Annotated in this window: 21 protein-coding genes and 1 pseudogene; 8 read left to right on the forward strand and 14 right to left on the reverse strand. The window is 67.2% G+C overall.

Annotation, left to right across the window (positions count from 1 at the left end):
* Positions 1-221: 221 nt before the first annotated feature.
* Positions 222-1,112 (reverse strand): metal-dependent hydrolase, encoded by an 891-nt coding sequence (locus WS70_RS29315; RefSeq protein WP_082716348.1) that lies wholly within the window; start codon positions 1,110-1,112, stop codon positions 222-224.
* A gap of 694 nt (positions 1,113-1,806) precedes the next feature.
* Between WS70_RS29315 and WS70_RS29320 the strand changes: the two genes are divergently transcribed.
* Positions 1,807-3,186 (forward strand): MBL fold metallo-hydrolase RNA specificity domain-containing protein, encoded by a 1,380-nt coding sequence (locus WS70_RS29320; RefSeq protein ID WP_059472582.1) that lies wholly within the window; start codon positions 1,807-1,809, stop codon positions 3,184-3,186.
* A gap of 407 nt (positions 3,187-3,593) precedes the next feature.
* Here WS70_RS29320 and WS70_RS29325 read toward each other — a convergent pair whose 3' ends face one another.
* Positions 3,594-4,340: a beta-ketoacyl-ACP reductase gene (locus tag WS70_RS29325; RefSeq protein ID WP_059472581.1), complete on the reverse strand. Its 747-nt coding sequence runs from the start codon at positions 4,338-4,340 to the stop codon at positions 3,594-3,596.
* 673 nt (positions 4,341-5,013) lie between these two features.
* Between WS70_RS29325 and WS70_RS29335 the strand changes: the two genes are divergently transcribed.
* Positions 5,014-5,796, forward strand: coding sequence for a helix-turn-helix domain-containing protein (locus tag WS70_RS29335; protein WP_059472579.1), 783 nt, complete (start codon positions 5,014-5,016; stop codon positions 5,794-5,796).
* A 132-nt stretch (positions 5,797-5,928) separates the two neighbouring features.
* Here WS70_RS29335 and WS70_RS29340 read toward each other — a convergent pair whose 3' ends face one another.
* Together WS70_RS29340 and WS70_RS29345 are read right to left on the reverse strand one after the other, a co-directional pair.
* The gene (locus WS70_RS29340; protein WP_059596976.1) at positions 5,929-6,915 is read right to left on the reverse strand and encodes a zinc-dependent alcohol dehydrogenase family protein; all 987 of its coding nucleotides are present in this window, start codon (positions 6,913-6,915) and stop codon (positions 5,929-5,931) included.
* Positions 6,916-6,917: 2 nt separating this feature from the next.
* Positions 6,918-7,145: a DUF3562 domain-containing protein gene (locus tag WS70_RS29345; protein WP_059596975.1), complete on the reverse strand. Its 228-nt coding sequence runs from the start codon at positions 7,143-7,145 to the stop codon at positions 6,918-6,920.
* Positions 7,146-7,425: 280 nt separating this feature from the next.
* Here WS70_RS29345 and WS70_RS29350 point away from each other — a divergent pair, with 280 nt between their 5' ends.
* Positions 7,426-7,773, forward strand: coding sequence for a c-type cytochrome (locus WS70_RS29350; protein ID WP_108034097.1), 348 nt, complete (start codon positions 7,426-7,428; stop codon positions 7,771-7,773).
* Positions 7,755-8,183, forward strand: a complete 429-nt coding sequence (locus WS70_RS29355) for a DUF3564 domain-containing protein (RefSeq protein ID WP_059472576.1) — start codon at positions 7,755-7,757, stop codon at positions 8,181-8,183. The genes WS70_RS29350 and WS70_RS29355 overlap by 19 nt, the downstream gene beginning before the upstream one ends.
* A gap of 209 nt (positions 8,184-8,392) precedes the next feature.
* Here the strand turns inward: WS70_RS29355 and WS70_RS29360 are convergent, their stop codons facing one another.
* Positions 8,393-8,680: a hypothetical protein gene (locus WS70_RS29360; protein WP_059472575.1), complete on the reverse strand. Its 288-nt coding sequence runs from the start codon at positions 8,678-8,680 to the stop codon at positions 8,393-8,395.
* Positions 8,681-9,039: 359 nt separating this feature from the next.
* Between WS70_RS29360 and WS70_RS29370 the strand changes: the two genes are divergently transcribed.
* Positions 9,040-9,981, forward strand: coding sequence for an LOG family protein (locus WS70_RS29370; RefSeq protein WP_059472574.1), 942 nt, complete (start codon positions 9,040-9,042; stop codon positions 9,979-9,981).
* Positions 9,982-10,244: 263 nt separating this feature from the next.
* Positions 10,245-10,523 carry a hypothetical protein gene (locus WS70_RS29375; protein ID WP_059596974.1) on the forward strand — a complete coding sequence of 93 codons (279 nt, stop codon included), beginning with the start codon at positions 10,245-10,247 and terminating at the stop codon, positions 10,521-10,523.
* A 457-nt stretch (positions 10,524-10,980) separates the two neighbouring features.
* Here the strand turns inward: WS70_RS29375 and WS70_RS29385 are convergent, their stop codons facing one another.
* Both WS70_RS29385 and WS70_RS29390 read right to left on the reverse strand, forming a co-directional pair.
* The gene (locus tag WS70_RS29385) at positions 10,981-11,631 is read right to left on the reverse strand and encodes a BON domain-containing protein (protein ID WP_059472600.1); all 651 of its coding nucleotides are present in this window, start codon (positions 11,629-11,631) and stop codon (positions 10,981-10,983) included.
* Between the two features lie 432 nt (positions 11,632-12,063).
* Positions 12,064-12,294: pseudogene (locus tag WS70_RS29390) on the reverse strand (methyl-accepting chemotaxis protein); the annotation flags it as partial.
* Between the two features lie 369 nt (positions 12,295-12,663).
* Between WS70_RS29390 and WS70_RS29400 the strand changes: the two are divergent.
* Positions 12,664-13,500, forward strand: a complete 837-nt coding sequence (locus WS70_RS29400) for a polysaccharide deacetylase family protein (RefSeq protein WP_059472602.1) — start codon at positions 12,664-12,666, stop codon at positions 13,498-13,500.
* A 229-nt stretch (positions 13,501-13,729) separates the two neighbouring features.
* Here WS70_RS29400 and WS70_RS29405 read toward each other — a convergent pair whose 3' ends face one another.
* The 7 genes from WS70_RS29405 to WS70_RS29435 all read right to left on the reverse strand — a co-directional run bounded on the left by WS70_RS29405 (position 13,730) and on the right by WS70_RS29435 (position 19,934).
* A complete protein-coding gene (locus WS70_RS29405; protein WP_059596973.1) occupies positions 13,730-15,214 on the reverse strand; it encodes an efflux transporter outer membrane subunit in 1,485 nt (494 codons plus the stop codon).
* Positions 15,192-16,277 (reverse strand): HlyD family secretion protein, encoded by a 1,086-nt coding sequence (locus tag WS70_RS29410; RefSeq protein WP_059596972.1) that lies wholly within the window; start codon positions 16,275-16,277, stop codon positions 15,192-15,194. The genes WS70_RS29405 and WS70_RS29410 overlap by 23 nt, the downstream gene beginning before the upstream one ends.
* Positions 16,274-16,978, reverse strand: coding sequence for an ABC transporter ATP-binding protein (locus WS70_RS29415; protein WP_059472605.1), 705 nt, complete (start codon positions 16,976-16,978; stop codon positions 16,274-16,276). Before WS70_RS29415 ends, WS70_RS29410 begins: the two co-directional genes overlap by 4 nt.
* Complete coding sequence (locus tag WS70_RS29420; protein WP_059472606.1) at positions 16,975-18,111, reverse strand: ABC transporter permease; 1,137 nt, start codon at positions 18,109-18,111, stop codon at positions 16,975-16,977. The genes WS70_RS29415 and WS70_RS29420 overlap by 4 nt, the downstream gene beginning before the upstream one ends.
* Positions 18,108-18,359 carry a DUF2964 family protein gene (locus WS70_RS29425; RefSeq protein ID WP_059596971.1) on the reverse strand — a complete coding sequence of 84 codons (252 nt, stop codon included), beginning with the start codon at positions 18,357-18,359 and terminating at the stop codon, positions 18,108-18,110. Before WS70_RS29425 ends, WS70_RS29420 begins: the two co-directional genes overlap by 4 nt.
* A gap of 36 nt (positions 18,360-18,395) precedes the next feature.
* Positions 18,396-18,866 (reverse strand): universal stress protein, encoded by a 471-nt coding sequence (locus WS70_RS29430; RefSeq protein ID WP_059472608.1) that lies wholly within the window; start codon positions 18,864-18,866, stop codon positions 18,396-18,398.
* Between the two features lie 225 nt (positions 18,867-19,091).
* Positions 19,092-19,934, reverse strand: a complete 843-nt coding sequence (locus tag WS70_RS29435) for a TetR/AcrR family transcriptional regulator (protein ID WP_059472609.1) — start codon at positions 19,932-19,934, stop codon at positions 19,092-19,094.
* Positions 19,935-20,231: 297 nt separating this feature from the next.
* On the opposite strand from WS70_RS29435, the gene WS70_RS29440 reads away from it, so the two are divergent.
* Positions 20,232-21,746: an efflux transporter outer membrane subunit gene (locus WS70_RS29440; protein WP_059596970.1), complete on the forward strand. Its 1,515-nt coding sequence runs from the start codon at positions 20,232-20,234 to the stop codon at positions 21,744-21,746.
* Positions 21,747-21,753: the final 7 nt, after the last annotated feature.

The following is a 21,753-nucleotide window of genomic DNA, read 5'->3' on the forward strand; positions in this document are numbered from 1 at the left end:
CAGAACGCGGCGGCTCGGGGCTCGCGGTCGCGCATCGCGAGCGGGCGCTCGTCCGATGCACTGCGGCATTAAAAAGTATGATGATTTCGCGAATGCCGCTCATTCGCTGCGACGCACAACGCGCGGACACGCCGCGATCGGCCGCGCCTGCGGCGGCCAAAAACGGAAGGGCCGCTCGTAGCGGCCCTTCTCTTCTCCCTGATTTGCCTGCTAACCCTGCATTACACCGCCCGCGGCACTGGATGCAGCGGCACCCGGCGCGGCGCGGCCTTCGCCGCCTGGCGCGCATTGCTTGCGTCGATCTCGGCGATCAGATCGTCGAGGCGCTCCAGATGCACGCTGTTGTCGTGGTCCCACGGATGGAAGCCCGGTCGGAAGTAGTCGATCCATTCGCGCGCGATCAACGCGAAGATGCCGTTCCTCGGGCTCCACAAATACTTGACCAGCTTGCCGATGCCGAGGCCCTTGCCGATGCGGCGGCGATGCGCGATCAACAGGCGCGTGTTGAAGTCGAACAGCGTCGCCCAGAACACGACCGTGACGAGCCCCATCGCGCCCGTGCGAACCAGGTAGTTCTTCAGGTTCGGCTTCATCACGGTGCGCCACACGTCATACGCGACCGCCTTGTGCTCGGTTTCCTCCATCGAGTGCCACATCCACATCTGGCGGTAGCCGTCGACGTCGCTGGTCGTGATGCGGTTCGCGAGCACGAGGCCCGTAAACATCGCGGTGTAGTGCTCGAGCGCCATCGTGATCGCGAGCTGCGCCGAATGCGGCAGCACCTTCTTGAACCAGCCGAGCACCGTCCACAGGCGCTTGTCGAGCTTGTGCGCCGGCATGCCGGCCGCCTGCAGCAGATCGTTGAACTCGACGTGCTCGCGCGTGTGCATCGCTTCCTGGCCGATGAAGCCGGCGATGTCGCGCTTCAGATTGGGTTCCTCGATCCGGTCGCGATAGTTGCGGACCGAATCCATGAAGAAGCGCTCGCCGGCAGGGAACAACAGCGACAGCGCGTTGAACAGATGCGTCACGCCTACGCCTTCGGCATGCCAGTCGCAGATGCGATCGGGCGGCAGGGCGAAGCGGATATCGCGACGGACAATAGCATTCACGGTGTTTGTCTCCATGTCCCGCAACGGGACGTCGGTGCGACTCGATGCAACGCCCTCGATGGTTCGATTTGGGAATTAGGGCGCGGTCGCAATCTCACATCAAACCATCAATCAACGTTACATTGATTGATGTCATGATAGGAGAGGTTCTCAGTCAGCGCAAGAACGACTTCACGCAAAAAACTTATTCGCCGTTGCAGAATCCTCCGCCTCGCACGCGCCCGCCCTGTCCGCATACCGGGTTGCGCGGCCCGCGGCGACGCCCGAGCGCTTCCTTCAAACGCTAGCCCCGCATGCCGAACAGCGGGCACGGATAGCATCCGCGTACGCTGTTCGACGTCTGCCGCGGCAGTCGCCGACGCGCGTTTTTCGCACCGCACAAACCGCATTGCACCCATCTCCAGGCACCAGGCGCGCAATGCGCCGCGCATCGCGCGAAGGCGCATGCTCGCACACTCGCACGCGTCGACGCCGTGTTCGCGGCGCTGCAACACGCTCTCGCACATCCTCGCGTCCGCGCCGACGCGCGCGATCCGCGGCGACGCACGCACGACGCACTCGCACATTCATCGGCCGGCGCCTTTTCGCCGCGCGTCCGAATGCGTCGCCGCGCGAATTGATCCACGTCAGCGATGCGCGCGTCGCGTGTAGTGCAATGGACGCATCCCACATCACAAGCTTCTCAGGGGGTCTCATGAAACTGACGTTCCTCGGCGCGACGGAAACCGTCACGGGCTCGAAGTATCTGCTCGAGGACGCCGGGACACGCGTCCTGATCGACTGCGGGCTGTTCCAGGGCACGAAGAAGCTGCGGCTGCGCAACTGGAGCCCGCTGCCCGTGCCCGCCGACTCGATCGACGCCGTCGTGCTCACGCACGCGCATCTCGATCACAGCGGCTATCTGCCCGTGCTCGTGCGCGAAGGCTTCAGCGGGCCGGTCTATTGCACGCACGGCACGGCGGAGCTCGCCGAGATCATGCTGATGGACAGCGCGCGGCTCCTCGAGGAAGAAGCCGATTTCGCAAACCGCCACGGCTATTCGAAGCACCATCCGGCATTGCCGCTCTACACCGTCGACGATGCGCGGCGCGCGCTGCAGCGTCTCGCACCGCGCGAATTCGACGCGCCGACGCCGCTCCCGGGCAATCTGCACTTCCGATTTCTGCCGGCCGGGCACATTCTCGGCGCGGCGAGCGTGGTCGTCTGCTGGCGGCACACGCTGATCGCGTTCTCGGGCGATCTCGGCCGCCCGCACGATCCGATCATGCGCGCGCCCGTGCCGCCCGTTCACGCGGATTATCTCGTCGTCGAATCGACGTACGGCGACCGGCTGCACGACGCGAGCGATCCCGAGGCCGAGCTCGCCGACGTGTTCTCGAAGACGTTCGCGCGCGGCGGCGTAGTCGTGATGCCGTGCTTCACGGTCGGGCGCGCGCAGGAGATCCTCCACTACATCGCCCAGTTGAAGAAGACGGGCCGGATGCCGCACGTGCCCGTCTACCTCGACAGTCCGATGGCGACGAGCGTCACCGAGATCTACCGGCGGCGCCTGAGCGATCATCGGCTCACGATGTCCGATGCGGACGCGATCGGCCATGCGGCGACGATGGTGCGCACCGTCGAGCAATCGAAGGCCATCGCCGATCACAACGGGCCGATGGTGATCATCGCGGGCAGCGGGATGGCGACGGGCGGCCGCGTGCTGCACCATCTCGAGCGCTACGCGCCCGACAGCCGCAACACGATCCTGCTCGTCGGCTACCAGGCGGCGGGCACGCGCGGCGCGGCGCTCGCCGCGCACGAGCCGACGGTGAAGATCCACGGCGAATACGTGCGCGTGCGCGCACAGATCGAGATGATCTCGTCGCTGTCCGCGCACGCGGACTACAGCGAGATCCTCGCGTGGCTCGGCGCGCAGTCGAGCGCACCCGCGCGCACGTTCGTCACGCACGGCGAGCCCGCGGCGGCCGACGCGCTGCGCCGCCGGATCGAGGAGTCGCTGCATTGGCATTGCGAAGTGCCGTCCTATCTCGAATCGGTCGAACTGGAAGATGCGCCCGCGCGTGCGAAGTAAACGAGAAGAACGGGACGCCGGGTATCCATGCCTGCCCGGCGTTTCGGCATGCCGAACACGTCGGACGAATCGTTTGGAAAGTGAAGCGATGCGCGCCGAATCGTCGAGATCGGCGCGTCGAATACGCTGATGAATGCATCGCCCGCGATCCGCCGCGTCAGCGAACGGGCTTCGATGTTTCGGCACACTGAACGATTGCGAGAATCGAGCGACCGCGAACGGGTTTTGCCGGATGCCTGGCGTCTGCGAAACTGCGCATCCGAGAAACGACGGACAGAAACGTTGCATCGGGCTACGCGACACGCCGCATGACAAACGTGTGCTGCACAGGCATGCGCGACACGGCCCCCCGCCGCGCCGCGGGCACCGAAGCGCGCGCCGCCGCGCGAACGGCGGCACGGCTTCGATCAATACATATGCATCCCGCCGTTGATCGCGAGATCGGCGCCGGTGACGAACGCCGCATCGTCCGAGCACAGGAATGCGATGAGCGCGGCCACTTCGTCGGGCTTGCCGAGCCGGCCGACCGGAATCTGCGGAAGAATCTTCGCTTCGAGCACGTCCTGCGGCATCGCTTCGACCATCGCGGTCGCGAGATAGCCGGGCGACACGGTGTTGACCGTGATCCCGCGCTTCGCCGTCTCGAGCGCGAGCGTCTTCGTGAAGCCGTGGATGCCCGCCTTCGCCGATGCATAGTTCGCCTGACCGAACGCGCCGCGCGAGCCGTTCACCGAACCGATGTTGACGATGCGTCCGAAGCGCCGCTCGACCATCCCGGCGATGAACTGTTTCGTCACATTGAACATCGCATCGAGATCGGTGCGCATCACGGTGTCCCAGTCGCCCTTCGTCATCTTCAGGAACGTCGCGTCGCGCGTGATCCCCGCGTTGTTGATCAGCACATCGACCTTGCCGAAATCGGCGAGCACCTTCTCCGCGCAACGCTCGCACGACTCGTAGTCGGCGACGTCGACACCGTATGCCTTGAAATCGCGCCCGGCGTCGCGCTCGTGCATGAGCCACGTCGACACATGATCGTTGCGCTCCGAGTGCGATACCGCCACGGCCATGCCGGCGTCGTGCAGCCGCCTGCTGACCGCCGCGCCCAATCCACCCATACCGCCCGTCACAAACGCCACGCGTTTTGCTTCCATCACGGCCTCCTGATGAGGTGCCCGGTGCGGCATCGACGCCGCGCCGCGCGGCCGATAGGCAGCATCGCGCGGTCATGATCCGGGCAGGGGTTGAGAAAAATGCTGCTTGCAGCGCGCCACGAAGAACGCGCGCCGATTCGTATGCGCGGCAACGTGCCGAAACCGGTTGCCGCGACGCTGCGTGAAACGCTGCAAAGCTACCGCGTTTTACTGTAAGCGCGCACTCACTCGATCCGTTGACCTGGGTCAAACGGATGCACGGCACGAGTCCACGCTGCTGCTGTAGGAAACGCCCTACAGCGCTACGCTGATGCTTACCCGATCTTCAACGTTCGCCGATTTCGATGCCGCAGTTTGCGTTCCATACTGGCAACCATAGGGGCGGTCCGTCGATGATCGCTCCGACCCGCGTTTCGTCGACTATGCTCATAGCGGGCAGGCTTGCCTCAGCCGATTCGGTCATCGCAACGAAACGGCGGATTGCGCACGATGACATGCGAGCCGAGCTCCCGGACGTCAGTCTCAGCGGTTTGCACACATCGTCCGGCATGCCGTGCGACGCATGTCGATCGCTTCGTCGACGCCGTCGCGCAATGCGGCGCTTCGTGCCGCGCCACGTCGCAGCGATCCTCGATCGTGCCAATCGAGCGTCGCCGCATGAAAGGAGCCGATTATGCTGACCGCCTCAGTCAATGAAGTTGCGCCTTCCGTCGTGCCGCAACGATCCGTGTTCCCGTTGCATCCCGTCGCGGCCAACGACGCGCCGAAGCAGCCAGCGATCCGCTGTTCGACCTGTGCGATACGCGACGTATGCATGCCGGCCGGTCTCACGCCGAGCGAGTTCGCTCGTCTCGACGCGATGGTGTGCACGACGCGCCACGTCAAACGCGGTGAAGCATTGTTTCGCACGCACGACACGTTCCAGAGCATCTATGCGGTACGCACCGGTTCGTTCAAGACGGTCGTCATGCACCGCGACGGCCGCGAGCAGGTGACGGGCTTCCAGATCGTCGGCGAGACGCTCGGCCTCGACGGCGTGTGCGGTGGCCGCCACAACAGCGACGCGATCGCGCTCGAGGACAGCACCGTCTGCATCATTCCATTCGCGCAGCTCGAAGCCGTCTGCCGCGAAGTGAAGCCGATGCAGCACCACGTCCATCAGCTGATGAGCGGCGAGATCGTCCGCGAATCGAGCCTGATGATGCTGCTCGGGACGATGACGGCCGAGCAGCGCGTCGCCGCGTTCCTGCTCAACATTTCCGAGCGATTCCAGAAACGCGGCTATTCGGCGTCGGAGTTCAATCTGCGGATGACGCGCGAGGAGATCGGCTGCTATCTCGGCATGAAGCTCGAGACCGTCAGCCGGATGCTGTCGAAGTTCCAGCGCGACAAGTTGATCGCGCCGCGCGGCAAGCAGATCCGCATCACCGATCCACAGGGGCTCGCGCGCGTGTGACGCATCGCGGGCGCGATGCACGGCGCGTCATGAACGCGCCGGCTGCATGGCGGGCCGCACGCCATCTCCGAAGCGGCCGCTTGCGGGCCGCGCGCGTCCACGCGAACCCGCGCGCCGCGCGTCGATGCTCCCTCAGCGCGTCGTCAGCACCGCCGCGCCCGTCAGGCGCCCCGAGCGCAGATCGTCGAGCGCCTGGTTCGCCTGCGTGAGCGGATACGGCGTCGCCTCGACTTCGAGCTGCACGTCGTTCGCAATCCGCATGAACTCCGCCGCGTCGTCGCGCGTCAGATTCGCGACCGACACGATCCGCCGTTCTCCCCACAACAGGTCGTACGAAAACGACGGAATGTCCGACATGTGGATCCCGCCGCAAACGACGATGCCGCCTTTCACGACCGCCGCGAGCGCGGCCGGCACGAGCGCGCCGACCGAGGCGAAAATCAACGCGGCGTCGAGCGGCTCCGGCGCGGTTTCGTCGCTGCCGCCCGCCCATGCCGCGCCGAGCCGGCGCGCGAGCCGCTGCGCAGCGCTATCGCCCGGCCGCGTGAATGCGTAGACGGAGCGCCCCTGGAAACGCGCGATCTGCGCGACGAGATGCGCGGCCGCGCCGAAGCCGTACAGGCCGATGCGGCGCGCGGGGCCCGCCATCTTCAGCGCCCGATAGCCGATGAGGCCCGCGCACAGCAGCGGCGCCGCGTGGATGTCGTCGTAGCGGCGCGGCAGGTGCACGCAGTAGCGCGCATCGGCGACCGCGCGCTCCGCATAGCCGCCGTCGATCGTGTAGCCGGTGAAGCCCGGTGCGTCGCACAGGTTCTCGCGGCCGCTCGTGCAATACGCGCAGTGCCCGCACGTGCGGCCGAGCCACGGCACGCCGACGCGATCGCCGATCGCGAAGCCCGCCGCGCCCGCGCCGAGCGCGGCGACCGCGCCGACGATCTCGTGCCCCGGGATCACCGGCCGCTTCGGATCGCGCAGGTCGCCGTCGATGACATGCAGATCGGTCCGGCACACGCCGCACGCGTGCACGTCGATCAGCAACTGCCCCGCCGTCGGAACCGGGTCCGGCAGCTCCGCTTCGCGCAGCCGCGGCGCGCCGCCGTCGAACACCATCGCGCGCATCGTCAACGCACTCCCAGGCGCCGCGTGTGCATGTCGTCCGCCGCGTGCGCGGGCAACGCGATGCGATCGCGCACGCGGCGGATCGCGATCACGCGCAGATAGTCGTAGACGCGCGCGCCATCCGCAAGGCGCGTGATTTCGTCATCGAGCATGTGCATCAACGCTCTCTCCGTGATCGAGCGGCGCTGCGCGGCGGCGAGCAGCGAGTCGTAAAGCGTGTCCTGGTGCATGCGTGTTCCTGTCCGTTGTCGAACCCGACGATTCCAGCGTAGACGCATCGTCATCGATTGAAACCCGGCGTCGCGGGCTCGGCTTGACTTGCATCAAGCGTCGTCGGTTCGCCGCCGCGCATGGCCGCGCCGCTGCCGCAGCGCCGCATGATTCACGCCCCTCCGGCGTGCCTGGAGCGACGATCTTCAGCGCCTATGCCCCGACCCCGTTGACCTGCGTCAACGGTCGCTCGCGCTCGCCGCTTAGACTCGAAACAAGCGTCCGATCGAGGGTTGCGCCATGACGAACAGTCTGCCGAATTTCGCGCTCGCGTGCATGCTGAGCGCGGTCTGCATGGTCGCGGCCGACGCCGCCGGCGCGCAGGTGCGCGAGCCGACCGAGCTCGTCGACCAGCAGCATTGCATGTTCTGCCATGCGCCGAACATGCCGTTCCTCGCGCCGTCGTTCCATCAGATCGCGGAACGCTATCGCGACGTGCCGAATGCCGCCGAGATGCTCGAGCAGAAACTGCGTCGCGGCGGGCGCGCACACTGGGGCGATACGCCGATGCCGACCGCCCCGGAACGCGACGGCCCGCTTTCGAGCGAAGACGCGCATACTTTGATTCAATGGGTCATGAGCCAGTAGCGCGGCGTCGCCGCGCAATTTGCAAGGAGTCAGTCGTGCGCATCACCATTCATCTCGATACGTTCGCGTCCACCGATCCGGCCTCCTACGCGATCCTGTGGATCGACACGGCGGAGCACAAATGGTCGCGCGAAGGCCATGCGGGCGTCGAACTGCCCGAGTGGGGCAACATCGTCTGCCAGAGCGGCACGACCCGCGTGACGAGCGCCGACGGCACGCATTCGCTGTGCGTGCTCGAAGGCCTCGATCTCGGCGCGAAGCAACGTCCGTCCGAAGGCGAGACGGGCGCGGCCCGCTGGTATCGGCATGCGCATCACGCGCCCATCGTCGGCGAATGGCACGTGCAATGCGTCGACGAAACTGTCGCGCCCGCCGAGCACGAATTGTTCACGGGGCGCGAGGAGTCCTGAGCGGATGGCGTGGCGTGCGCGGGCGTCGTCGGTCGACGCGCGCCCCGGGGCGACCGGGTCTGACGCGTTCATCGAATTTGTCGAATCGATTGTTCTCCGATTCACCGGCCCATCCGCCCGCAGAATCGCAGCTCCGATCGTTCACCGTTTCAATCACTTTCCGGTTCGCCGGCCAGTTCGCTCGCCGATTCGCTCGATTCGCTCGACCCTCAGGCGAACGTCGCAGCGAGCTCCCGCTCGGCGGCATCGAATGCGTTCCGGATCGCCGCGAGCGGATCGGCGCCCATCATGTGCGGAATCGGCTTCAATTCGTAGTCGCGCGTGATCAGATCGAGGCGGACGTCGTACGTCGGATCCGAGGTGCCGGCGCCAAGCGCCTCGATCGCGAGGTGGCAACCGGCGAGGCGCGCGCTGTATCGCTCCAGACGGATCAGTTGGATGCTCGCCTCGGCTTCGAGTTGCGCTGATCCGGCAAAGCCGAAATAGGCGATCTGCATTCCAATTCCCATGATCCTTTCTCCCCTGGCGCTCTTACGGCAAAGCGCAATGACGTGCCAGAGCGATAAGTATTGCGTCCATCCTCGGGGCGCTTGATTAGCATCTTCCGGTTCTTCGACCGGCGCCGCTTGACATGTGTCAAGCGTGAGGCCGATATCGGATGCCCAGCTCACCGGTGGTCCGATGCGCGTCGAGTTCACGTCGAGTTCACGTCGAGTTCGCATCGACTTCACGGCGGCGCCGCGCAGCCGCGCATCGTCACACCGGCTTTGTCGAGCCGCGTTGACCGCGATCAATCGGTGCGCACCGAACCGGCTTAACGTGGTGTCGATCCGACTTTCCGCCTCTGGACAGCGCGATGAAAAAACCGACGACTCCACGCGTGAAGCGGCGCTCGGCTTCCGCCGCACGCGCCACCGGACGTCGCACGCCGCTGCGCCGCACACACGCCGCGCCGAAGCGCCGCCCGCCGCTGTCGGCCGCCGTCGAGCGGCTCGTGTCGAGCCCGACGTACCGGCAGGCAGACGAAGACCTCACGTTCCTCCAGCGTCCCGAGATGTGCGGCGTGCGGCTGCAGCTCGATTATTGGAAGACCGAGGAAACGCTGCAGCGCTTCGGGATCAGCGATACGGTCGTCGTCTACGGCAGCACGCGGATCGTCGCGCCCGCCGTCGCGCGCGCCCGGCTCGCCGACGCTCAGCACCGGCTCGCCGCGCATCCGAGCGATCCCGAGCGGCGGCATGCGGTCCGGGTCGCGGTGCGTCTGCTCGAGCGCAGCCAATACTACGGCGTCGCGCGCGATCTCGGCCGGCTCGTCGGCGAGACCGCACGCTCGCCGCATCCGCGCCGCCTCACGATCATCACGGGCGGCGGCCCAGGCATCATGGAAGCCGCGAATCGCGGCGCGCACGAAACGGGCGCACCCAGCATCGGGCTCAACATCACGCTGCCGCGCGAGCAATTCCCCAACCCTTACGTGACGCCGGAGCTGTGCTTTCGCTTCCACTATTTCGCGATCCGCAAGCTGCACCTGCTCGAACGCGCGAAAGCCGCCGTGTTCTTTCCCGGCGGCTACGGCACCTGCGACGAACTGTTCGAAGTACTGACGCTCCTGCAGACCCGCAAGATCGCGCCCTTGCCTGTCGTGCTGGTCGGCCGCACGTTCTGGCGAGCTGCGGTCGATTTCGCGTTTCTCGTCGACGAAGGGATGATCGATCCGCGCGACGCCGAGCTGTTCCGATTCTGCGAAACCGCCGACGAGGTCTGGGCGGCGATCGGCGGTCCGCATCGTCCCGCGTGAGCACGCACGGCCTGTATTCAGGGTTCGCACGTAAGGCGTTTCCGCATCCGCGTCCGATCTCGCGGGTTCTTCCCTAGGGCGCTTTCCTACGCCGATGAAAGCACGCCACCGGTTGTAGGAAAACACCGATAGGTCCGCCGCATTTCCTACGAAAAGCTCGGTGTGCGCTGCTAGGAACGCACCGCGTGCCGCCCGATACTGTCATTGCAGGCACGCATCTCGCGACGCATGCAAGAACGCTCCACCGCAATCAGGAGGCCGCCATGTCATACCAAGCCGCCTACACCGAATCGAGCCACCTCGCTTATGACCGGGACGAAGCTGCGCCCGCCGCCGCATCGGGGGGCGCCGCGCGGCCGCGGCAGGCGGCGTCCGCCGACCGGGCCGACGCGCTGCTCGCGCTCGCGCGCGAAGCGGGGATGCTCGTCACGCTCGACGGGCAGATCGGCCGCGAACGCTATCAGAGCGTTGCAGGCTCCCTCGCATCGCTGATGCGCTTCGCGAACGCACTCGAACAATCGCTGCTCGACGGAGACCGCTGACATGCTCGCCTGCGCCAATCCGGCGTGCTGCTCGCGGTGTCGCGGCGTGCGTGTTCCGCGCGCGGCAGCCGCCCGTGCCCGCAGCCGCCGCAGCAATTCCGCATCGCGCCGCTACGCGTCCGGCTGCCGTTAGCCCGACCGCTCGTGCGGCTTCGTTTCGTCCGACCGCCTTCGCTTCAGCTTTCGTCTTTGTTCGTTTTCGTCTCGCGAGCCATGCGCAGCCTCATCCTCCCGCACGCTCGCGCGCGTCTTTTCTTTCGACTCGATCGTTCGTGAATCCGCACGCCGGGCAACGGCCGGCGGCGGCGTGCGCGCTGCGCGCGTCACGGCGCGTCGTTCGCATCGCGTTTGCCGCACGGCGCGCTTCCAATATTGCGCGTGATAGCCGGTGCGGCGCATCAAAAACCACGCACACGCAACGCGCGCACCCCGTCCGCGCCGCCCGGCATCGCTTCCGTCACTCGACGACCAGATCGTCGACGACCGCCCGCACGCCGCGCATCGACCACGCGGCGCCACGCGCGACCGCACGCTCCGCATACGAGCCGACCTTGCCCGTCAGCGTGACGGTGCCGTCCTTGACCGTCACGTCGATGTGCTTCGCCTCGCGCTCCGCATGGCGCTGCATCGCGCGCCGGATGCCGCCCGCGATCTCGTCGGCGCTGACGTCGCCGAGAATCGCGATCTCATTCGTCACGCCGGTCACGCCGCGCATCTGCGCGATCGCGCGGACCGCGACGTGGCTCTGATACGCCCAGTCGACCTTGCCCGACAACGTCACCCAGCCCGATTCGACCTGCACCTGGACGGCCGCGTCGTGCAGCCCCACGGTCCAGTGCAGGATCGACCGCACGGCGTCGGCGATCTCTTCGTCGGAGCGGACATCGTCTTGCGGCAGCCGCACCTGCACGTCGACGACGACCGCCCGCACGCCCGCGATCCGGTTCGCCGCCTTCTCGGCCGCGAGCTTTTCCGCGTAGCTCGACGGATGGCCCGTCAACGTGACGATGTGCCCCGCGACGTCGACGTTGAAATGTGTGACGTCGATCATCGGATTGCCCGTCAGTTCCTCCTCGACTTCCTGCTTGATCTGCCTGTCGGTTTTCATCGCTCGCTCCACCTGAAAACACGGCGCGAATCCGCCGCTTCGGAACAGCTTTGCATACGCGCGACACGAGATTTCTGATGCACGTCAAGCGTGATTCGACACGTCGCGACTCGAAGGCCCGAAGACCGGAACGCGCGCCGCCGGGCCGCAGGGTTCGTGATCGCGACGGCGCGTCCGATATCGCGCGCGGAAACGTCTCGCGTCTCGGGGCCGCCGGACTCGCCGGCATTCGTCAGTCGGTTGCGTCGAACGCCACGATCGTCCGCCGTGGGCAACGCGTCCGGCGACGCCACGCCGGCGACATGCGGCGTCTGCCCGCCGGGCGCGTTGCGACACGGTCGCTGGGGATCGCGCTGCTCGCACTCGGCGAGCGACGTACCTCCCGCTAAACCGAACATCGCCGACGATCCCGCGCGCCACCGCACGATCGCCGGCATCGATGCGGTTCAGCGCGATCTGCCTCTCGTCCTGCTGATCGAGCAGCATCGGGTTGCGCCGCGCGAGCGCGCGTTCGGTCATGCTCAGTTCGAGCTCCGCCTCGACGCCGTTCACCTCGATGCGCTCGATCGTCCAGCTTTCGAACTTCGCGATCCGATTCAGCGCGAACGCGATCGTCACTGCAAACAGGCGAGCGGCCAATGCGAAGCTCGGATGTCGCATCATTCATCGCCGCGAATTGCATGGATCATGCCGAACACATAAAGCCGCGCGGATTTGATGCACGTCAACAATCATGCGCGCGACCGTCCACTGCCTCCGCAACATCGGCCTATAGTGGCGCGCTGCATTGGTGCGACTGCGTTGACTTGGCTCAACGCGCGCAGGCATGCGCAGCGCATCCTATTAAAAAGATGCTTCGCGCGCTGTCGATGAGGCTCGCACGTTTGTGCGTCAAGCGCCGCTCCGCCGGAGATCCGATGCGCCGACACCGCTCTCCCCACGCCGCGCCGAACGTTCGCGCCCAGCCTCCGACCGCAGCTCGCATGCAGCCGGCGCAATGCCGGTCCCGACAACTCAGCGACGAACTTCATCATGTCACCTCGTTCCCGGTTCACTTGGCGCACGGCCGTCTTCGGCCCCGGCTTCCGGCCCGTCTCGCGGATCGTCGCTGCCGACGCGTCGACTGGCGCACCCTCCATCGTCACGCCCCCGACCGACGTCGCGGTGCTCGTCTATCACCGCTTCTCGAACGCGTCCCGCTCCGATCCGATGACGGTCAGCACCGCGACGTTCGAAGCGCAGCTCGCGCACCTGCGCCGCCTCGGCTATCGGATCGTCCAGCTGCGCGACATCGTCCGATGGCTGCGCGGCGAGCATGTCGTGCTGCCGCCGAAGGCGGTCGCGCTGACGATCGACGAAGGGCACGCGTCGATCTTCGAATGGGTAAAAATGATCGCGCTGCGCGAGCAAGCGCCGATCACGCTGTTCGTCTATCCGTCGGCAGTGGGCGAAGCGCCCGGCTCGCTCACCTGGCATCAGTTGCGCGTGCTGCACAAGACCGGCTGGTTCGACGTGCAGTCGCATGCTTGGTGGCATCCCGATCTGAATGCCGCACACCGGTCGTCCGAGGCGTTTCGCGACGCGACGCGCGCACAGTTCGAGCAGGCGCGCGCGCGCATCGAGCACGAAATCGGCAACACGGTCGACCTGCTCGCATGGCCTTTCGGCGCGTTCGACGGCGAGCTCGGCGCGCTTGCGCGTGAAGCCGGCTACGTGGCCGGCTTCACGCTCGAGCCGAGCAAGATCCGGCATGACGCGCCGCTTCTCACGCTGCCGCGCTTTCTGATGGTCGAGGAATGCACGCCGCCCGTGCTGCGGCGGCTGCTCGCGAAGACCGCCGAAGAGCGCGGAGAAGCGACGCGGCGATGATGCAAACGGCGGCGGCGAGCGGCTAAACGGAATCGACGAGGACGGCGATGGCGGCGCGATCGGCGTGGCAAGCAAGATCGGCGTAGCCGCCACGCTCGCGAACGGCGACGGCATCCGCGAAGCTCCCGGCACAGGCGAGGCCACCGGAAAAAACATGCGCCCCCCCCCGCAAGGCGCCGCGATCGCGCCACGCCTGACGGCGTGCAGAACACGCGCCGTCGCCCCACCGTCACCGCCCCGCAGATTCGCCCCACCCGCCGCCCAGCGCCGCATACAACGCGACCGTATCCTGCAGCCGCTGCGCGCTCGCCTGCACCCACGCAAGCCGCGCCTGCCGGTATTGCTGATCGGCGGTCAGCACCTGCAGATAGCCGGCCGTGCCCGTCTCGTATTCGATCGTCACGAGCCGCAGCGCCTCGCGCGACGCGTCCATCGCGCGCGCCTGCGCGTCGAGCCCCGCCGCGTCGTGATCGAGCGCGCGCAACGTGTCGGCGACTTGCGCAAACGCGCTCAGCACCACCTGCCGATAGGCGGCGTTCGATTCGTCGAACGCGTCGATCGCGGCCTTGCGCTGATACCACAGCGCGCCGCCATGAAAGAGCGGCGCGGTGATCCCCGCTCCGGCGCTCCACGTCTTGCTCGCCGCGTTGAACAGCGAAGGCAGCCGCGCCGCGTCGAAGCCGCCCGACGCCGTCAGCGTGACGCTCGGAAACAGCGCCGCCGTCGCGACGCCGATGTTCGCGCTCGCCGCATGCAGCGCCGCCTCGGCCTGCAGGATGTCCGGGCGGCGGCGCACGAGTTCCGACGGCACCGTCTGCGGCAGCCGCGGCGGCAACGCGATGTCAGCGAGCGACAGCTTCGACGGCATCCACTCGGCCGGATAGCGGCCTGCGAGCGTCGCGAGCAGATCGTCCGCCTGACCGATCTTCTGCTCGAGCGCGGGTAGCGACGCATCGAGCGACGCACGCGACGCGTCGAGCGCGAGCACGGCCGAGTACGCGCTCGTGCCGGCGCTCACCTGCGCACGCGTGAGGCGGATCTGCTCGTCCGTCAGCGCGATCAGCTCGCGCGTGACCGCGATCTCGTCCGCATAGGCGGCGCGCGCAATCATCGTGTTGACGACGTTCGACGCGAGCGTCAGGCGCGCGGCTGCGAGCGCGTGACGCTGCGCATCGGCCTGCGCGGCGAGCCCTTCGACGCCGCGCCGCTCGCCGCCCCAGATGTCGAGCGCGTAACTGATCGTCGTCGACAGCGTGAACAAGTTGAAAATCGACGCGGGCAGATTCGCGCCCGTGCGCAACGGCACGTAGCGCTGCCGCGACGCGCCCGCCTGCGCGTCGACCTGCGGATAGAACACGCCCGCACCCGCCATCAGTTCGTGCTCGCTGCGTCTGAGCGTGGCCTGCGCGCCGGCGAGCGTCGCGCTGCCGGCGAGCGCGTCGTCGACGGCCGCGTCGATCTCGCGCGAACCGAACAGCCGCCACCATGCATCGGGCAATGGCGCATCGGGCGCGAGCGTCTGCGTCGCGCCGCTCGCGGTGAAGCTCGTGCGCGCGGCGCCGTCCGGCACGAATGCGTCGACGTGCGGCGGCTCGGGCCGGACGAAGTCGGGCCCGACCGCGCAACCCGCGACGAGCGACGCAAAGCCGAGCGCGATCGCCGCGAAGCGCAGCCGGCACCGACGTGCGCGGCTAATCGGACGCAATGTACACATCGACGATCTGCCCCGGGAACAGCCGCAGATCCTTGTGCGGCACGACGCGGAAGATCACCGGCAGCACGCGCACGTCGACGCGCTCGGTCCGCTGATCGGACAACTGAATTTTTGGCGTCACGTAAGGCTGCACGCGAACGAACTCGAGATCCGCCTCGGTCGGCGTGCCGCGCACCGACATGTGCGCTTTCGGCGCCTTGCCGGCCGGCAGCCGGCTGATCAGGATCTCGTCGACGTAGCAGCGCACCTGCAGGCGGTTCGCGGACGAGCCGAGCACGATCGCCGGCGTGTTGCCCTGCGTATACGTGTCGTACATCCCCTGCGGCGACAGATACGAGCCGACGGCCGCGTTCATCGCGAGCACGGCGCCGTCGGCAGGCGCATGCAGCGTGTAGTGCGTGAGGAGCGCGGCGGACGCGTCGGCTGCCCGGCGCAGCGCGGCGACCTGCTTCTCCTGATTGCGGATGTCGTAGATCCACGCGCCCGCGCGCGTCAGGCGGTACTGCCGCGTGGCGACGTCGAGGTTCGCGCGCGCGACCTTCACGCCGTTCAGCGCGTTGTCGAGCGCGTCGCGACTCACCGTCTTGGGATCGATCTCGAACGCGCGCCGCTGCTTGTCGTACTGGTCCTGCGCGGTCTTCAGGCTCGCTGCGGCCGCGGCGGCCTGCGCCGCCGAGACGTCGAGCGTCTCGCGACGAGGCTGCGCCTTCAGTTCGTCGAGCATCGCCTGTGCCGCGTCGGCTTGCGCGGCGAGCTGTGCGGCGGTCGCCTTCTGCACCGAATCGTCGAGCGAGAGCAGCACATCGCCCGCCTTCACCGCGTCGCCCTCGTGCACGAAGATATGCGTGACCGGTCCCGTGACGTCCGGATACACATTGACGTTCGCGCCCGACGTCTGATCGCTCTCGACGATGCCCGTCGCATAGACGCCGCGCGCGTAGGGATTCGACGCCGGCTTGAACACGGGCGGCTGCGGCGGCTCCTGGATGCTGTAGACCCACGCGGCGACGACGCTCGCGAAAAACCCGACGAGCGCGACCAGAAAGACGATCCGCTGCTTCACTGGCCGCCTCCTTTCTCGATCGTGGTGAGCTTGCCGTCCTCCATGCGCAGGATGCGGTCCGCGTAATCGAAGATGCGGCTGTCGTGCGTAACGATCACGATGCAGCGCTTGTCGTTGAGCACCTTGTGCTTGACGAAGTGGATGATCGTGCGGCCCGTGTCGCCGTCGAGCGACGCCGTCGGCTCGTCGAGGATCAGGATGTCGGGCTGGCTGACGATCGCGCGCGCGATCGCGACGCGCTGCTGCTCGCCGCCCGACAGCTTCACGGGCGGCAGCGCCGCGCGATTTCTCAGGCCGACGACGTCGAGATATTCGTGCGCCGCATCGATCGCGCTGTTCCACTCGCGGCGCTTCAGGATCAGTGGAATCGCGACGTTCTCGACCGTCGTCAGGCGCGGAAACAGATGGTAGTCTTGAAACACGAAGCCGATACGGTTGAGCCGGAATTCGGCGATCGCGTCGTTGTCCTGCGCCCACAGATCGACGCCGTCGACCATTACACTGCCTTCATCCGGCCGCAGGATGCCCGACATCACGCTGAGCAGCGTCGTCTTGCCGCTGCCCGATGGCCCGACGATCAGCAGCATCTCGCCGAAGCGGGTCTGCACCGATACGTCCGACAGCGCACGCGTGCGCGCCTCGCCCTCACCGAACCACTTGGTGAGTCCGCGCGCATCGATCGCGAGTTCGGCCATCGTCATCCTCTGAAAATATCGAACGGCTCGATCCGCAGCACGCGACGCACGCCGAGATAGCTCGACAGCCCGGCGATCACGACGACCATGCCGAACGCGAGCGCGAGGTTGCCGTAGGTGATGAGCGCCGCGTAGCTCGGCAGGCGCAGCCGCGCGACGCTGATGAGCACGGTGCACAGCCCGACGCCGAGGCCGTAGCCGGTGAGCGCGGTGAACGTCGCCTGGAACAGGATCATCGCGACGAGCTCGCGATTCTTCGCGCCGATCGCCTTCAGCGCGCCGAATTTCTCGAGATTCTCGAGAATGAACGTGTAGAACGTCTGGCCCGAGATCGACAGCCCGACGATGAAGCTGATCGCGGTCATCAGCAGGATGTTCGTGCCGACGCCCGTCTCGTACTTATAGAAGTCCGAGATGTGCTGCATGAATTCTTCCTTCGTGTACGCCAGATAGCCGAGCGCCGCGACCTCCCGCTTGATGTGCGGAATGTCCCGGTCCGACTTCGGCTCGACGAGGATGTACGACGTCGTGTAGCGCGTCGAAGGAATGTAGCGCGTCGCGCGCGCGTAGGTCGTGTAGAGCGTCGGCGTGCCGAACAGGCCGCTGCTCGCGACCTTCGCGATGCCGACGATCACGCCGCGATTGTCGTTCAGCTCGAACATCGTGCCGAGCGTCGGGTTCTTCAGCTTGGGGAACTCGGCGTCGTCGATCGCGATGAAGCCGTTTTCGGCGTAGATGTCCTCGATGCGGCCCGCCTTCATCGTCGGGCGGCCGAGCAGGCTCGCGTCGTCGAGGCCGATCACGGTGACGGCCTGATAGGTGCCGTCGCCGAGCTTGACGAGCGCGCCGCCCGAATAGACCGGCACCGCATACTTGACGCCGTCGATGCTGCGCACCGCGTCGAGCACGTAATCCGGCATCCCGATACTGCTCGCGATCGTCTGCACGCCGGGGTCCATCACCCAAACCTTCGAGCCGATGTTGATGACGGTCGACGACGACTTGTTCAGGATTCCTGCGAACAGCGACGTCATCTCGACCATCAGGAACACGGCGAACGTGATCCCGACGATCAGCGCGGTGAACTTCGCGCTGTCGTTGACGAGCAGCTTGAACGCGAGTCTCAGGATCCCGTTCACGATGCGTCGCGCGCAGTTTCCCCGTGACGATGGACGAACGCGACGCGCTGCCGCGCGAACGCGGGTGCGAAGATCGGCCGGTAATACAGATCGACGAAGCCGAGCACGCCCGCCACGATCGCGAACAGCCCGAAGTACGGGGCCGAGCCGTCGGCGACGAGCAGCCCGCGTACCGCTGCGATCAGGCCGATTTGCGAAGCGAACACGGCGACGGTCGAAGCAATCGCCTTGCGGTCAGGATGCGTCATGTCGTTCTCCTTGTTCTCGTGGCGCGCGGGACGCGCTCACACTTCCACTCGATGCTCGGCTTCCTCGCCGCGCACGAGCAGGACCGGGCAGTGCGACGTGCGCAGGAAGCGCTCGGCGACGCTGCCGAGCACGACGCGCCGCACGCCGCGGCGACCGTGCGTGCCCAATACGACGAGATCCGCGCCGTTCTGCTTCACGCAGCGCTCGAGTGCCTGGGCGACTTCCTCGCCGATGCCGGCCGTCTCGAACAGCTCCGCTTCGCCCGGCACCTGCGCGGCCTCCATCGTCTTTTCCGCTTCGCCGAGCGCCTTGCGGCCATCGTCGCGGAAGCCTTCGAGGAGCGCATTCGGGTCGAAATGGCCCGCGTAGCTGAACACCACCGACTTGTCGACGACGTACACCGCATGAACCCGTCCGCCCGTCGCCTTCGCGATCTTGATCGCTTCGTCGAGGCCGCGCTTCGAGATATCGCTGCCGTCGAGCGCCACCATGATCTTCTGATACATAAAACCTCCTGATTCAAGTCGATGTCGTTTCGGCGGTCCGGCGCTCCGGCAGCCCGGCGCTTTCGAGCGCTTCGTAAAAAACCGCCGTTCGCATCGAACTCCTCCATCGTTGCCAGGAACCGTTCGGGATGCCGAAAACGTGAGTTCATGATCGGGGGATTCTGCGTACGGAAAGTTGACTTCCGTCAAGCTTCCGCCGCGCAGCACCCGGATTCATGCATTTCGTCAGGTCAACAGCTCCTCGATGAAACGCGCGTAGTCGCGCCGCGCCGCAGCAATGTCGCGCCGGGTCGCGGGCGCCGCGCGCAGCGCCTGTCGCAGGCAAGCGTGCGTGAGCGGCGCGACGAGCAGGAGCGGCGTGCGCGCGGCGACGCCTTCGCGCAACTCGCCCGCCTCGACGCCCCGCCGCACGAGCCGGTCGACGGCCGTCGCGACTGCGCGCTCGACCTGCTTCTGCCAGCGCTCGACCGCATGCGGCGCGCGCCGGCTTTCGGCGATCAGGAGACGCAGCGTCGCGATCACGGGCTCGCTCGTCGACCACGCATAGAGATCGCCCGCGAGCAGATCGACGATCGCCGCGAGCGACGCGGGCCCGGCCGGCGCGGATGAAGCCGCCGGAGAACGCGACGCGGCGGGCGGACGCGACGCACTCGGCGCATCGTGTGCCTCGGCGTCGCTCGATGCGTTCAAAGGATCCTGCGCGAACGCCGCGCGTTGCGCGTTCGCCATGTCCGGCTTCCGCGCGCCCGTCGACCGGCGCGCCGATCGCGCCGTCTTCGATGCCTTCGATGCCGCCAGCAGCGGCGGCGTCAGCGAGCGCTCGAGCAACGCCTCGAAGATCTCGTCCTTGCTGCCGAAGTGCGTGTAGACACCGCCCTTCGACATCCCCGCGCGCGCGGCGATGTCGTCGATCCGCGCCCCCGCGAAGCCGCTCGCGGAAAACTCGGCCAACGCCGCGTCGAGGATCTGGTTGATGCGCACGTCGGCGGGCAACCGGCAGCGCGGCGGCCTGGCCGGTGCCGCTTCGCGCGCCGTCGCCGCCTGATCGATGCCGTTCCGGTTTCGCATGGTCCGCCGCCGCTTCGCCGCCCTGCGGGCGGCCGTTCGTTGTGTCGTTTCGTTTCGCGATGCGCGACGTCCGCGCGGCGGACGCACCCGCATCGTGCATGGCGACATCTTAAAAACTGACCAGTCGGTATCTCACTGACTCAGATCAAGATAGGACACGGTAATCGTCGGATATAAAGGGACGCGAGAGAGCGGCGCGCATCGCGCGACGTTTGCCCGCGCCGCGCGACGGTGAGCATGTTCGGGAGTGTGCGCGGCGTCCACGAAGAACAGTCGGCTTCATCGACCACCGAGGATATGACCATGCGCAACGATGCGCGCCACGACGAACGGCATCAGCGGCGGCACGGCATCGCGCGCCGAGTGTCGCGGCATGCCGCCGCGCTCGCACTGTGCGCGGCCGTGTCGGGCTGCCTGTCTCTCGCGCCCGACTATGCGCGCCAACCGCCGCCCGTGCCCGCTGCCTATCCGGCCTACCCGGCCGATCCGACGGGCGCCGGCGCGCGCGCGCTCGACCAGCTCGACTGGCGCCAGTATTTCGTCGATCCGCGGCTGCAAGCGCTGATCGAGACCGCGCTCGCGAACAACCGTGATCTGCGGATCGCGACGCAGCGCGTCGAGGAGGCGCGCGCGATGTACGGCATCCGTCGCGCGGACCAGTTTCCGACGATCGCCGCGAATGCCGCGTACATCCGCTTCCGCGAGCCGGGCGGCCTGCTGCTGCCGAATCCGATCCTCGGCGAGCTGTATTCGGCGTCGCTCAGCGAAGTCCAATGGGAGATCGACTTCTGGGGCCGCGTGCGCAACCTGAAGGCCGCTGCACGCGATTCGTTCCTCGCGAGCGACGCATCGCGCCGCGCGGTGACGATCAGCCTCATCGGCCAGGTCGCCGATGCGTATCTGTCGCTTTGCGCATACGACGAGCGCCTCGCGCTGACGAACGAGACGATCGCGAGCCGCCGCGAATCGCTGCGGATCTTCCGACGCCGCTACGAGGAAGGCGCGATCTCGAAGCTCGATCTGACGCAATCGGAAATCCTGCTGCAACAGGCGCAGACGCTCGGCTCGCAGCTCGAGCAAGCGCGCGACGTGCAGCAGCACGCGCTCGATCTGCTCGTCGGCAAGCGCGCGCCGGCGCAGACGCTCGCGTCGCTCGTCGACTCGAGCATCGCGCCGTACCTCGCGCCCGGCCTGCCGTCGGCGCTCCTGGCGAACCGTCCCGACGTCGTCGCGGCCGAGTATCAGTTGCGCGCCGCCCACGCGAACATCGGCGCCGCGCGCGCGGCGTTCTTTCCGCGCATCGCGCTGACGAGCTCGATCGGCTCCGGCAGCACAGAGCTGCACAACCTGTTCGCGTCCGGCACGAGCGCGTGGAACTTCGTTCCGAACCTGTCGATGCCGATCTTCGACGCGGGCCGCAACATCAGCAACCTGAAGCTCGCGAAGGCGCGCCGCAAAGAAGCGGTCGCGCAATACGAGAAGACGATCCAGTCGGCGTTTCGCGACGTCGCCGACGCGCTCGCCGCGCGCCACTGGCTCGCCGATCAGGTGCGCATCGCGCAGGACACGCTCGCGACACAGTCCGAGCGCGCGCGGCTCGCGAAGCTGCGCTACGACAGCGGCGCCGCGCGCTTTCTCGAAGTGCTCGACGCGCAGCGCGACTTGCTGAGCGCGCAGCAGCAGCTCGTGCAGACGCGCCGCGCGCTGCTGTCGAGCCGCGTCGCACTGTACGCGGCACTCGGCGGCAATCTCGCCGAGCCCGCGCGCGACGCTGCGCAATCGTCCTCCTCCACCGAACCCTCAGTGAAATAAGGTCCGT

The sequence above is a fragment of the Burkholderia mayonis genome (assembly GCF_001523745.2).
Lineage (GTDB): Bacteria > Pseudomonadota > Gammaproteobacteria > Burkholderiales > Burkholderiaceae > Burkholderia > Burkholderia mayonis.